At 69.0% G+C, this 12,245-nt stretch carries 10 protein-coding genes; 4 read left to right on the top strand and 6 right to left on the bottom strand.

Going from position 1 to position 12,245, the window contains the following annotated elements; all coding sequences use genetic code 11:
• Positions 1-14: 14 nt before the first annotated feature.
• Both ABH927_RS03535 and ABH927_RS03530 read right to left on the bottom strand, forming a co-directional pair.
• A complete protein-coding gene (locus ABH927_RS03535; protein ID WP_370017987.1) occupies positions 15-1,103 on the bottom strand; it encodes a sulfite oxidase in 1,089 nt (362 codons plus the stop codon).
• Between the two features lie 84 nt (positions 1,104-1,187).
• Positions 1,188-1,391, bottom strand: a complete 204-nt coding sequence (locus ABH927_RS03530) for a hypothetical protein (protein ID WP_370017985.1) — start codon at positions 1,389-1,391, stop codon at positions 1,188-1,190.
• 130 nt (positions 1,392-1,521) lie between these two features.
• Here ABH927_RS03530 and ABH927_RS03525 point away from each other — a divergent pair, with 130 nt between their 5' ends.
• From ABH927_RS03525 to ABH927_RS03515, 3 genes are read left to right on the top strand one after another with little or no spacing between them, the layout of a single operon-like run.
• Positions 1,522-4,599 (top strand): TIGR03557 family F420-dependent LLM class oxidoreductase, encoded by a 3,078-nt coding sequence (locus tag ABH927_RS03525; protein WP_370017983.1) that lies wholly within the window; start codon positions 1,522-1,524, stop codon positions 4,597-4,599.
• A gap of 55 nt (positions 4,600-4,654) precedes the next feature.
• Positions 4,655-5,476 (top strand): SDR family NAD(P)-dependent oxidoreductase, encoded by an 822-nt coding sequence (locus ABH927_RS03520; protein WP_370017981.1) that lies wholly within the window; start codon positions 4,655-4,657, stop codon positions 5,474-5,476.
• Complete coding sequence (locus ABH927_RS03515) at positions 5,476-6,066, top strand: TetR/AcrR family transcriptional regulator (protein WP_370017979.1); 591 nt, start codon at positions 5,476-5,478, stop codon at positions 6,064-6,066. The genes ABH927_RS03520 and ABH927_RS03515 overlap by 1 nt, the downstream gene beginning before the upstream one ends.
• Before the next feature lie 34 nt (positions 6,067-6,100).
• Here the strand turns inward: ABH927_RS03515 and ABH927_RS03510 are convergent, their stop codons facing one another.
• From ABH927_RS03510 to ABH927_RS03495, 4 genes are all read right to left on the bottom strand, one after another.
• Positions 6,101-7,321, bottom strand: coding sequence for an alginate lyase family protein (locus ABH927_RS03510; RefSeq protein WP_370017977.1), 1,221 nt, complete (start codon positions 7,319-7,321; stop codon positions 6,101-6,103).
• Positions 7,322-7,625: 304 nt separating this feature from the next.
• A complete protein-coding gene (locus tag ABH927_RS03505; protein WP_370017975.1) occupies positions 7,626-9,161 on the bottom strand; it encodes a M14 family zinc carboxypeptidase in 1,536 nt (511 codons plus the stop codon).
• A 498-nt stretch (positions 9,162-9,659) separates the two neighbouring features.
• Positions 9,660-9,857 carry a hypothetical protein gene (locus ABH927_RS03500; RefSeq protein ID WP_370017973.1) on the bottom strand — a complete coding sequence of 66 codons (198 nt, stop codon included), beginning with the start codon at positions 9,855-9,857 and terminating at the stop codon, positions 9,660-9,662.
• A gap of 474 nt (positions 9,858-10,331) precedes the next feature.
• On the bottom strand, positions 10,332-11,435 hold the full coding sequence (locus tag ABH927_RS03495; RefSeq protein ID WP_370017971.1) for a hypothetical protein: 1,104 nt from the start codon (positions 11,433-11,435) through the stop codon (positions 10,332-10,334).
• Between the two features lie 383 nt (positions 11,436-11,818).
• Between ABH927_RS03495 and ABH927_RS03490 the strand changes: the two genes are divergently transcribed.
• Positions 11,819-12,244, top strand: a complete 426-nt coding sequence (locus tag ABH927_RS03490; protein ID WP_370017970.1) for an ester cyclase — start codon at positions 11,819-11,821, stop codon at positions 12,242-12,244.
• Position 12,245: the final 1 nt, after the last annotated feature.

Raw genomic sequence — 12,245 nt, 5'->3', positions numbered from 1 at the left:
GAAGGCGGTGCGAGTCAGCCGACGACCACGGGGTGGGACAGGATCGAGTTGTAGCAGTAGCCCAGGTCGTTCCACGTGGTGGCGCCGGGCTGGATGTGGCCCTTGTCGTCGGTGGCCCGCACCTGGAGGACGTGCTTTCCGGGCTCGGCATCCCAGCGGAACTGCCAGCGCGCCCACGCGCCCGGTGTCTCCGGCGAAGTCAGGAGCGCGGGCCGCCAGGGGCCGTCGTCGAGGCGGTAGTCAACCGTGACCACCCGGTGCTCGCCCGCGAACGCCCGTCCCCGGATGACCTGCGGGCCCGGCCTCAGCCGCGCGGGCCACGGCAGCTCAACCAGGCTCGCCACCGGCACGCTGGTGATGGGCACGCCCTCGGCCGACTCCGGTCCGGTGAGCACGTAGTCCTCGGTGTTCCAGGGGACGCGCAGGGCCTCCTCGGACACCTCGATCCGGCCGACCCACTTGATGCTGGCCGCGCCGAGCCAGCCGGAGACCACGACCCGGGCAGGGAACCCATGGTCCGGCGGCAGCACGTCGCCGTTCATGGTGAGGGCGAGCACGGTGTCGTCGGCCAGCGCCTTGGCCAGCGGCATCGGACGGCGGGCGCACACCGCGTCGAGCGACTCCGGCATCACGTCGCGCGCCACATGTGTGATTCCCGCCGGTTCGAGCAGGTCTCGCAGCCGCACACCCGTCCATTCGGCGGTCCCGATGGCGCCGCGCCCCCAGGGAGTGCCCTCGAACCGGTGCCCGTGCTCCGCGCCGAACAGCGCACGCCGGTTTCCCGCGCACTCCAGCGTGCGGACCACGGAGACGTGGGTGAAGCGGTGCCACAGGTCGTCGTAGGTGTAGGTGACGGGCCGGCAAACGCCGTTTCCCTCGACGCGAAGCGACCAGGTCGCCGCGTCCAGGAGGGGAGTCGGCGCGTGGCTCCGGATGAAGAAGCGATCGGCGGGAGTGAGGTAGCCGGGGATCCGGTCCGGCCGCGTGCCGTAGTCGAGGCCGGTGCCCGTGTCCTCCATCAGCTCGGCGGGGGTCGGCTTGACCACCCCGCGGCCGGTGCGAGGGGCCGTGGACATGCGCTGCCGCTCGGTCCCACTGGTCATCGGTGTGGCGCTCTCCTCCCAGGTCAGCCCGGGGTGCCGACGGGCCTCACCCACCACCGTAGACCGGCGGCGCGGCCGATCGGGTCAGCCGAGCTGGTGAGTCGCGCGCTGCGCCTGCTCCTGTGCCCAGGAGGCGAGGCGCCTCCAGCGGCGGGCGGACGCGAGCCGGTGCGCCACGCGGGCGCTGTCCGCCTCGCGGAGCAGCTCGGATGCGCGCTCGGTGGCCATCGAGTAGTCGTAGTACATCGCGGGTTCTCCAGGAAGGTCCGTTTGGTAACTGATGCTCATGCTTTTGTCAGTTACAAACGTATCCGAGAACCCTGTAACTGGTCAAGTCGAATTAAACGGTTACACCGATCCTTCCGGTGGCGGCGGGCGCGGTCACAGGACAAACCAGGGCCTTGGGATGGGGGCGATAGTGGACTTACTCGTGTGGATCATCTTCCTGATCTGGGTCGCCGGATGGGTGGCCGGCTTCGCCGTGGCCGCCCGGCGGCTGCTCGGCCTGCGCTTCGGAATCGTCCGTACGCTGCTCGGAGGCGGCTTCGCGCTCCTCATCGCCGGGCCGATCGCGCAAGCCCTCGCGGGCTCGGTGTCTCGCGACGATCCGAGCATCACGCCGCTCTGGTTTCTCATCCTCGCGATGGCCTGCGCCCTGCTGGCCTCGATGGTTTTCCTGGTGATCGCCGAGGCGCTGGCGCCCACAGGGTCGATACCGGGGCCCATCGAGATCGTCAGGGGGCTCCGGAGCCGGCTCCTGCGGTCGCGCCGCTACTTTCAGATCACCCGCATCCTCGTCCGCCACGGACTCGGTCCGTACCTGCGGGGGCGCGATCCCGACCTGGGCGCCGCGTCGAGCAGGCGGAGACTGGCCCGGTCGCTGCGGGAGGCCCTGGACGAGGGCGGCGTCACGTTCGTCAAGCTGGGCCAGATCCTGTCGACCCGGAGCGACCTGCTGCCCGCGGAGTTCGTCGAGGAGTTGCGCCTGCTCCAGGACAAGGTCGCGCCGGCGCCCTGGGACGAGATCGAGCAGGTGCTGGCCGGCGAGCTCGGCATGCCGGTGGAGCAGGCGTTCGCGGTCTTCGAGCGCGAGCCCCTCGCGGCGGCCTCGATCGCCCAGGTGCACCTCGCGCGGCTGGTGTCCGGCGAGGAGGTCGTGGTCAAGGTCCAGCGGCCCGGAGTCGCCGCCGTGGTCGAACGCGATCTCGACATCGTGGCCCGGCTCGCCCGTACGGCGGAGCGGCGCACGCGGTGGGCCCGCGGGGCCGGCGTGGGCGACCTGGCCAGGGGGTTCGCCGAGGCGCTGCGGGAGGAGCTCGACTTCCGGATCGAGACCGCCAATATGGCGGCAGTCGCGGCGAGTTCCCCTGCGAGGGGTGGAAGGAACGGGCCGGGTGGAAGCGAGGGCCGCGTCCGCATGCCCACGCCGTACCCCGAGCTCGGCAGCCGCAGGGTGCTGGTGATGGAGCGCCTCCACGGCACGCCGTTCGGCATGGTGGAGGCGCGGCTGGCGGAGGCCGGCGGGGAGGGCCTCGACCGTGAGGAACTCGCCCGCACGCTGCTGCACACGCTGCTCGAACAGATCATGCTGCACGGGGTCTTCCACGCCGACCCCCACCCGGGGAACATCATGCTGCTGGCCGACGGGGGCCTCGCGCTGCTGGACTTCGGGTCGGTCGGACGGCTGGACGCCTCGGTCCGAGCCTCGCTGCAGCGCCTGCTGGCGGCGCTGGACCAGGCGGACCCGCTCGGGGCGAGCGACGCGCTTCTGGAGATCGTGCCGCGGCCCGACGAGATCGACGAGCGGGAGCTCGAAAGGGCGATCGGTCGTTTCATGGCCAGACACCTCGTCGCCGGGGCGACCCCGGACGTGCAGATGTTCGGCGACCTGTTCCGCGTCGTCTTCGCCCATGGCCTTTCGGTGCCGCCCGAGGTGGCCGCGGTGTTCCGGGCGCTCGCGACGATCGAGGGCACGCTCACCCGTCTGGCGCCCGGCTTCGACATCGTCGAGGAGGCCAGGGCCTTCGCGGGCCGCCACTTCGTGTGGCAGGGCGACCAGGACCACATCCGGGCCGCCGTCACGAAGGAGGTCGTCAGCCTGCTGCCCATGCTGCGGCGGCTGCCTCGCCGGGTGGAGCGCATCGTGGGAGCGGCCGAGAACGGCCGGTTGAGCGTGAACGTGCGGCTGTTCGCGGATGCCCGCGACCGGAGGCATGTGACGGGCCTGCTCCACCAGGTGCTGCTCACGGTGCTCGCGGCGACCGCCGGCATCATGGCCGTGCTGCTGCTGGGCGCGCAGAACGGCCCCCGCGTCACCGCCGCCGTGGGGCTCTACCAGCTCATCGGCTACAACCTGCTGGTCGTGAGCGCGATCCTGGCGCTGCGGGTCTGGTGGGCATCTTCCGCGAGCGTCAGCGAGACTGACAGCGCGTGCGCCGGCGAGCCGATGGCGAGTTCCGATGCGATCGGGAGTGGCACTCCTGACCCGGGCGAGGGCGAGATTCCGGGAGCGGTGGGTAGGGGCCGGGGCATGGCAGAAATCGGATTCACCATGATGTCCGAGCAGACACCCGCCAGACAGCTCGTCGACGACGTCGTCACCGCGGAGCGCGTCGGTTTCGACTACGCGGTCATCTCCGACCACTACTTCCCGTGGCTGGAGGAGATGGGGCACTCGCCGTACGCCTGGTCGGTCCTCGGGGCGGCGGCGCACGCGACGGAGCGCCTGCCGCTGATGACCTACGTGACCTGCCCGATCATGCGGTATCACCCCGCGGTGGTGGCGCAGAAGGCGGCCACGATGGGCGTCCTCTCCGAGGGCCGCTTCACGCTCGGGCTCGGGGCGGGGGAGAACCTCAACGAGCACGTGGTCGGCCACGGCTGGCCGCCGGTCAACACGCGGCACGAGATGTTCCGCGAGGCCATCGACATCATCAGGGAGCTGTTCGACGGCGGCTACCGGAGCTACCGCGGCGAGTTCTTCGACATCGACTCGGCCAAGCTGTTCGACCTGCCGGACCGGCCGGTGCCCCTCGCGGTCGCGGCATCCGGCGACCAGTCCCTGGACATCGCCGCCGAGTACGGCGACGCGCTGGTGGCCACGGACCCGGAGCGGGAACTGGTCGAGAAGTTCGCCGCCTCCGGGGGACAGGGCAAGCCGGTGTACGGCCAGCTCGCCATCTCCTACGACCCCGACCGTGACGCGGCCGGGGAGCGGGCCCACCGGCTGTGGCGCTGGTCGCTGCCCGGCTGGAAGGTCATGGCGGAGCTGCCCGCCCCCGTCAACTTCGCCGCCGCGACGCAGACCGTGCGCCCTGAGGACGTGGCGAAGAAGGTGCCGTGCGGCCCAGACGTGGAGGCCGTCGTCGAGGCGGTCCGCCAGTACACCGATGCCGGGTTCACCCATGTCGCGCTGGTGCAGATCGGGAGCGAGCACCAGCGGAGGTTCTTCGACTGGTCGGAGAAGGAGCTGCTGCCCGCGCTCCGCCGGCTGTGAGCATTCAGGAAAATAGAGATTTGCTCTAGAGAGTTGCTCTAAATATGCTCGCGGAATGACACCAACGGCTGTGGTCACCGGCGGCGCGCGCGGCATCGGATACGCGGTGGCGGCGAGTCTCGCCGGTCAGGGTTACCGGGTGGTCCTCCTGGCCCGGGACCGCGCGCGCGGCGAGGCCGCGAGGGCGTCGATCCCGGGCGAGGCCGTGGTCGTGACGGGCGACCTGTCGGGGACGCGGTCGGTCCGCGCGGCGGCCGAGGCCCTGCTGGCCGCCTGCCCGCGCATCGACGTGCTGGTGCACAACGCGGGCATCTGGCCGAGCCGGTTCGAGGTCAACTCCGACGGCGTGGAGCTGGCCTTCGCCGTCAACCACCTCGCGCCGTTCCTCCTCAACCACCTGCTGGAACCCCGGATGCTCGAATCGGGGACCCGGGTGGTGCAGGTGAGCGCCGGGCTGTACGTCAAGGGCAGGGCCGACATCGACCGCACGGCTGTGGGGCTCGATTTCCATCCCATCCGGACATACGCGGACACCAAGCTGTGCAACCTCATGATGACGCCGCTGTTCGCGAAGCGGTGGGAGGATGCCGGAGTGACGATCAACGCAGTTCACCCGGGCGTGATCCGCACCGGCCTCGGCGATCGGGGCGGCCTCATCGGGCTCGCGCTGAAGGGCGTCAAGCGGTTCTGGGACACCCCGGAGAACGGCGCCCGGCCGGTGGTGCGGCTGGCCGTCGACACCTCTGCCCAATCACGCGGCGTCACCGGCCGATACTTCGAGATCGACGAGGAGACGCCGCTCGCACCGGTCGCGCGGGACGCCGTGCTGGCGCAGCAGCTATGGAAGCAGGCGGCCGTGCTCGCCCAGACGGCGTGATGGCCGGCCGGCAGCAGCGGAGCGAGGAGACGGTCCGGCGACTGCTGGTCGCGGCCCTCGACGTCTACACCGACGACGGCCCGGAGGGGTTCACCATGCGCGCCGTGACCGCGCGGAGCGGGGTGAGCGTGGGCAGCCTCTATCACCATTTCGGCAGCTTCGACGGCCTGGCCGACGCCCTCTATTCGGAATGCATGGCCTATCTGCTCGACGCTCTCATCGCCGCTGTAAAGAAGAAGAGGACCGCGCGGGCCGGAGTCGAGGCCACCGTCCGGGCCTACCTCGATTTCGTACGGACCAATCCCGCTAAAGCGCGGTTCATCCATGGCTCGCCGTACATGGGCTATCTGGACGCGGGGGCGGTGGCGGCGGCGAAGGCCCCGCAGGTCGAGAAGCTGGTGGCCTGGCTCCGGCCGCACATCGACGCCGGAGCCGTCGCCGACCTTCCCATGCCGCTCATCGAGATGCTCCTGATCGGGCCGGTGGCGGAGGTGACCCGCCGGTGGATCGCCGGCGCCCCGGGCATCGACCTCGACGAGGCCGCCCGGCGGCTTCCCGGCCCGATCTGGCGGTCCCTCAGCCCGCCGTAACGGGCTGAGGGACGCGCGGCTGGTGGAGGAAGGATCAGGCGGGGTTGTCGCCGTGGGTCAGCGTCTCCCAGGCGATGAAGAGGCCGTCCGTGCCGGCCGGGCGCTGCTGCAGGGTCAGCGTCTGGGTGTTGGTCATGCCGATGCCCAGGCGGTTGTGCAGGGCGTTGAAGCCGACCTCGGTCACCGGCCCGAGACCCAGGTCGAGGGTCCCGTTGCACAGCCAGGACGGCACGGCCGCGCCGAGCTCATACTTGGACTGGACCCCGAGCGCGAACCGGAGCCGATCCTGGATCTCCGGGTAGAGGTCCTGGCCCTGGATGCGGGTGGTCTCGGCGAAGTGCGCGATGGCGTCGATGCCGTATCCGGTGTGGGTGAAGTCGCGGCAGGTCTCCTGCGTGATCCCGTCGACGAACGTGTCCTGTCCCTGCCAGTAGTTGATGATCTCCGCGGGGGTGTCGATGCCGCTGCCGGGCGGGGGCTTGGGGTAGGCGCCGTCGGACGAGAGGTAGACGTAGGCCGGCACCCGGCCCCGCCACGTGGTCACGGCCTTGTCATAGGTCGTGCGGTCCTGCAGGAAGACCGCGATGCCAAGCGTGGCCTCCATCATCGTCAGCTCCCAGTTACCGTTGGTGGTCTTGGAGCCGTTGACGACCTCGGGCAGGTAGACGTTGCGGAGCATGGTCCCGAAGCTGCTGATCCCGGTGGAGGACCAGCCGGTGTACGTGTAACGGATGATCTCCGCGGCCCTTGGCCACACCGAGCCGGCCCAGGCGGTCTGCAGCGGCGCGTTGCTGTTGGTGTGGTCGGTGATCGTGGCCGACCAGGCGTTCATGATGCTGATCGCCTTCTGGGCGTACCGGCTGTCGCGCGTGATGTACCACATCAGCGAGTCCGTGTAGGCCGCGATCGCGTCATCGCGCTCGTCGGTGCAGCCGTAGTTGGGGTTGGAATACGAACCGCATTCCACGACCGGCCGTGGCTTGGCGGTCCACGTCAGGGACGCGTACTTGCTCGTACGCATCTGGTCGTAGGCGTCCTTCCACGGCTGCGTCCCGGCCAGGGCCTTGGTACGCATGAAGTCGAGCTGCGACCTGCTGACGAGCACGCCGGGATGAACGAAGGTGGTCGGCGCGGCGACGCTCGGCTCAGCGGTCACGCCGGACACGAACAGCGTGGCCAGGAGGGAGAAGAGCGAGAAGAGGAGGGTTTTGCGGCGGGGAGGTGTGCGGCGAGGGGCGCGCGATGGGGGGCGCATACGGGCCTTTCTTTCGACGTGCGCTTGCCGTCGTGTTCTGACACTCAAACTGTTCTGATTTGTTGAACGATGAGTGCTTATGTTTGACGGCTGTAACGATCGTGAAGGTAAGGTCACGCGACAAGGCCGTCAAGACCCAATTCCTTGCCATATCGGGCATTAAGGCACGGGCTCGCGATCCCCGGCGTCGGCATTACACGAGCGAAGGTTCAGGCCGCCCTTGTACGGCTGTGTGTACGGCTGCCGCCGCGCCCGGCAGGCGGCAGCCGTACGTCCAGCGCGGGCCCGGATCAGGACGTGATCGTCAGATGCGGGCCCAGAGGGCGGGCACGTTCGGTGGCTCCCAGCCGGTCAGTGACGTGTGCGCCTGCAGGCAGCGGTAGGTCACCCCGTCGTAGGTCACCACCGTGCCGGTCGCGTAGGCGATGTTGGGCGCCCAGGCGGTGGCCCCGGGAGGGTTCGTGGGACTCGGCGTGGGGTTTGGCGTCGGGGTGACGGTCGGCGTGGGCGTGGGCGTGGGGGTGGGCGTCGGAGTGGGTGAGGCCGAGCCGCAGTATTGCGCCTGCTTGCCGATGATGCGGTAGATGCAGTCGGAGTACTCCAGGAATCTGAGCACGGCCTCCCGGTTGCGCGCGGTCTGCGGGCCGATCTGCTCGTCGGGCGGGTAGAAGCCGGGCGAGCCGCCCGCCGGGTACATCTCGAACGTGTAGCTGGCGATCTTGTACTGGCCCCACAGCCAGTCGTTGATCCCGCCGTCCGCGATGTAGAGATCGCTGATCTGCTGTGGCGTGTATCCGTTGGTGGAGGCGAGGTTGCGGCCCAGCGCGGCGAGGGCGTCGTGGTCGTCCTGGGTCATCCCGGTGGCGGTGTCGGCGCCGGTGTAGCCGTACGGCCACAGCACCAGCTCGCTGAAGCTGTGCCAGTCGATGCCGGCCTTGATCTGCTGCACGCCGTTGACCACCCGGCCGCGCACGAAGTCGGCCAGTGCCCTCACCTCAACCGCCGACTCGGGTGACGGCCCGCGATAGGTCTCGCTGGAGGGGGAGCCGGAGGAGCCGCCGCAGCAGCCCCACTTCCAGGCCCAGTTGCGGTTGGTGTCCGTGCCCACGGCCGACGACCCGGGGTTGGGCTGGCGGTTCTTCCGCCACGACCGGTATGAGCCGCCCGAGATGTCGTACTCGCTGCCGTCGGGGTTGAGGTTCGGCATGATCCAGATCTCTCTGGTGTTCACCAGCGTGGTGATCCGGCTGTCGCCGCCGTAGTTGTCGGCCAGCAGGTGCAGGGTGTAGACGGCCATCTCGGCGGTGAGGTGCTCGCGGGCGTGCGTGTTGTAGGTCAGCAGCACCTCGGGCTCGTTCTCGTCGGTCGCCACGTTGTCGCTGATCTTTACGCCGATCAGGTCGCGACCCTCGTACGACCTGCCCCAGCTGAACTTCCGCGCGATGGCCGGGTGGGCGGCGACGATCTGGTTCACCTCGGCGGTCAGCTCCGCGTAGTTGTGATATCCCGAGTCCGCCGGAGGGAAGTCGTAGGGCTTCGGCAGGGCTGTGGATAACGGGCGCGGCAGCCGGGTGACGCTGTAGCCCAGTTTCTTGATCTGCGCGAGCTCGCTCTCCGTTGCGGTCACCACGACGTACGCCGCACCCACTTCGTCGATGGCGGCGCCCGTGGCCGCGACGGCGCTACGCTGCTGCGAGTCGCTGGGGCCGGCGACCCGGTACTGGTGGTTGGGGGGCGGCTCGGCGGACGCGTCGGCTCGGCCGATGTTTCCGATGTTTCCGACGATTCCGACACAGAGCAGCACGAGGATCGCCAATCCGGCGAGCAGGCGGCGTCGCACGTTTCCTCCTCGGGCGTGCGCTGAAGGGGGGTTGTCGCACGCCTCAGACCGAGGGTCAGGTAAACCGTAAAAATGCGAAAGACCCGAAATTTCCGGGTTTCGTACGGCTCCCGCCCCGCGCCCGCGATGCCGGCCGTTCGACCTGCGGGGATGCCTCGCCGAAGCGGCGCTTCGCGGTCACGACGGCTCGACACGCGATGTTCCGGGAGGGCAGGCACGGTGGGCCATGAGCCTGGACATGGATCCAGATCAAGGCGCTGACGGTGCCTCGATGGAGTGGTCGTCGCCGAGCATCGAGCGGGCGTCGCGTGTCCTCAGCAGCCGATGCACGTGGGAGGGCCACCATCGTGCCCCACCGCCAGGGTGTGCGGACGCCGGTGGAGTTGAGGTGGTCGCAGATGTCCACCAGGCGGGCGCCGCTGACACGAAGCGCGACGACCTGAGCCAGGACATCGTCCGGACACCGCCGCGGCCGCCCGGGTCGCCGTCCTACGGAGGTCATCGCGACCTCCGCCGGAACAGTGTGAGCAGTTCCCTGAAAACCTTCAGCGCCCGCTCGGCCACATCTTTCTCACCGAACAGGATCATCCAGATCGTCAGGCCGACGTAGAGGGTGAAGACGCCGATTATCGCGGCGGCGAAGACACTCACCCACGTGACGGCCGGACTCAGGGCTTTGAGCAGAACATCCAGCATGAAAGGATTCCCCTGAAAAGCGGGGAGCACGAAAGAGTGTGCTACCCGCGGACAGACAGGACGCGGTCTGTCCGCGGGCGATTCGGGCCACGTGTGACGTGATTGGACGCGATGACGCGTTGGCCTGGCGTTTCGACGACGCGCAGGGGCATGCTGAATCGCACGACCCTCCGCACGAGCGCCGCCCACTGATGGTTCTTCCGTTTATGGCGGATATGAAGTGCCGGCCGGAGATACAGCAGGAGCGAGACGAACGTCTCCATCCTGCTCGCCCACGGCAGGCCTGACGATACCGGTGCCCCGCGCGGCCTCAAAAGCCTCTTCAAGTCGCTGGAAGGCCGCCTCGACCTCGGTCTGCTGTGACTCGGACAGCAGGCGTCGTTTCCGCTAAATACGAATAATACGAATTCCGAGGGACGACCCGGCCCGGTGCCGTACGACACCGGGCCGGTTGAAAAGCGGCGCCTGATCGGCTCAGAAGGCCGAGAGATAGGAGACGAAGGACGGCTGGTCGACCCGGGCGGTGCCGTTGTAGCAGATGACGTTACGGACGAGGACGTCACCGCCTGACGTGCCCCAGAGGGTCACCAGGTTGCAGAACTCGGGCCCCGGGCCGAACGCCGTGACCTGCACGTTGTTGGGTAGCACTCCGACGATGGGGAACTTGACCAGCCGCTGGCCCGGGCCCGCCGTCTGGACGGTGTTCACCGCGAGCTGCGAGTTGTAGTTGATCGCCGCGGGGGCCGGCGCGTACGGCCCGGGGTTGGCCGGGCTGTTGTCGAAGGTGTAGGCGAAATTCTTCGGTGGGATCGCGGCCCCCGTGATCGCCCGCTCGCGCTGGTAGGTCAGCGTCCAGCCCGTGTTGAGCGGCACGTTGGTCGCGTCGTGGCATCGGACCTGGATCTTCTGCTGCCCGGCCGACGGAGACCACGCCCCGACCTTGCAGCGGGCGGCATTGGTCGAGTCGACCGCTGTGACCTGGATGTTGCCCGCGATCCCCGAGGAGCCGAGGCCGGGAAGGACAACGGTCCACACCCCTGTGGATGTCGGTATGACGGAGTTCGCGGCGAGTGCCGAGTTGTACTGCGTGGCGATGGCGGAGCCGTTCCAGCCCACGTAGCCGAACGCCTTCGGCGCGGGCAGCGGGCCGGTGCTCTCGGAGAAGACGATGGAGAACGGCGTGAACAGCGGAGCCCCGCCGTAGTGGTAGCACCGCACCGCCACGATCTCGTCGACGCCCGCCGACCAGTACTTCTGGACCTGGCACCATTCGGCCGTCTGGGACGTCGCCGTGACGTGCACGACTCCGCTGTTGGCTGTGCTTGAGGAGGCGCCGATCTGCGGGAACTTCACGAACACCTGGCCCACGACGCCCGGTGTGACCGTGACGTTGAACCCGCCCGGCCAGCTTCCGGCCTGGTAGGAGAGGTTGGGGACGCCCGAGCTGGTGTTGACGAACGCGAAGCCCCAGCGATCGGGAACGGCGGCCTGTGCGGTGCCGGCCGCGAAGATGAGGCCGCTCACAAGCACGGCGGTGATGCAGAGCATCCGAAGGATGACTCTTCGTAACTGGCGCATGCCGTTCTCCATCCACTCTGGGTTGGGTTGCCACACACATAACCGCGACGCCGGTGTCCCGGCGGGTCTTGATCGGATGGAGCGTTCAGATCACAACGGCTCTAGGGCATTTGATAACCCGCCCACCGGCCCTTGAGAAGACCCAACCTTCGGGGGGCCAGGTGCGGGCGCTGTCCAGTTCCGGCCACCTCGCGGGCCTTGACCGCCACGGCCGAAGAGGCGTGTTCCCCGGGATGACCCCGTCTCGTCGTCGTACGGCGGCAACGCGATGGTCGCCGGTGAGACCGGCGGGGCAGGAGCCTGGAGTTGTCCAGGTCCTTTTACCACTTCGGGTGTGTACGGCTGCGCGGTGCGGAGCCAGACACCGGGGGACGCTCGGCGGCATGTCCACTCTCATCGACCGGCTCCTCAGCCTCTGGCTGGCGCCGCCCGCGGACCCCGCGACCGCAGAGGCGGCCTTCCGCGCCGTCTACGCCGACCCGCTGACCGTGAACGACGCGATCTTCAGCGTCGCCGACCTGGTCCAGCGGGCTTACTCCTTGCACACGACCTACGCCGACCTCCGGAGCGAGCCGGTGGATGTGGTGGAGGCTCCCGGCCGGCTGGTCGTCGGCTTCCGCATGCACGGTCGCCACGTCGGACCGCTGGCGACGCTGTTCGGCACGCTGGCCGGAACCGGCCGCGCCGTACAGATCCGGGTGATCGACATCCTCACCGTGGAGGACGGCCTGGTGACCGGCGTCTGGATGATCTCCGACGACCTGGATCTGCTCCGCCAGCTCATCGACGACCCCACGGCGAATCGATGAG

The sequence above is a fragment of the Planotetraspora sp. GP83 genome, assembly GCF_041262585.1.
GTDB lineage: Bacteria > Actinomycetota > Actinomycetes > Streptosporangiales > Streptosporangiaceae > JAOEGB01.
Note: the sequence above shows the minus strand (reverse complement) of the source record. Positions and strands in the feature narration are given on the sequence as shown.

Excerpts from the sequence above, each read along its gene's own strand:
- ABH927_RS03495 (WP_370017971.1), bottom strand. The coding sequence starts at position 11,435 with ATGCGCCAGTTACGAAGAGTCATCCTTCGGATGCTCTGCATCACCGCC.
- ABH927_RS03530 (WP_370017985.1), bottom strand. The coding sequence starts at position 1,391 with ATGAGCATCAGTTACCAAACGGACCTTCCTGGAGAACCCGCGATGTAC.
- ABH927_RS03535 (WP_370017987.1), bottom strand. The coding sequence starts at position 1,103 with ATGACCAGTGGGACCGAGCGGCAGCGCATGTCCACGGCCCCTCGCACC.
- ABH927_RS03510 (WP_370017977.1), bottom strand. The coding sequence starts at position 7,321 with ATGCGCCCCCCATCGCGCGCCCCTCGCCGCACACCTCCCCGCCGCAAA.
- ABH927_RS03490 (WP_370017970.1), top strand. The coding sequence starts at position 11,819 with ATGTCCACTCTCATCGACCGGCTCCTCAGCCTCTGGCTGGCGCCGCCC.
- ABH927_RS03515 (WP_370017979.1), top strand. The coding sequence starts at position 5,476 with ATGGCCGGCCGGCAGCAGCGGAGCGAGGAGACGGTCCGGCGACTGCTG.
- ABH927_RS03520 (WP_370017981.1), top strand. The coding sequence starts at position 4,655 with ATGACACCAACGGCTGTGGTCACCGGCGGCGCGCGCGGCATCGGATAC.
- ABH927_RS03500 (WP_370017973.1), bottom strand. The coding sequence starts at position 9,857 with ATGCTGGATGTTCTGCTCAAAGCCCTGAGTCCGGCCGTCACGTGGGTG.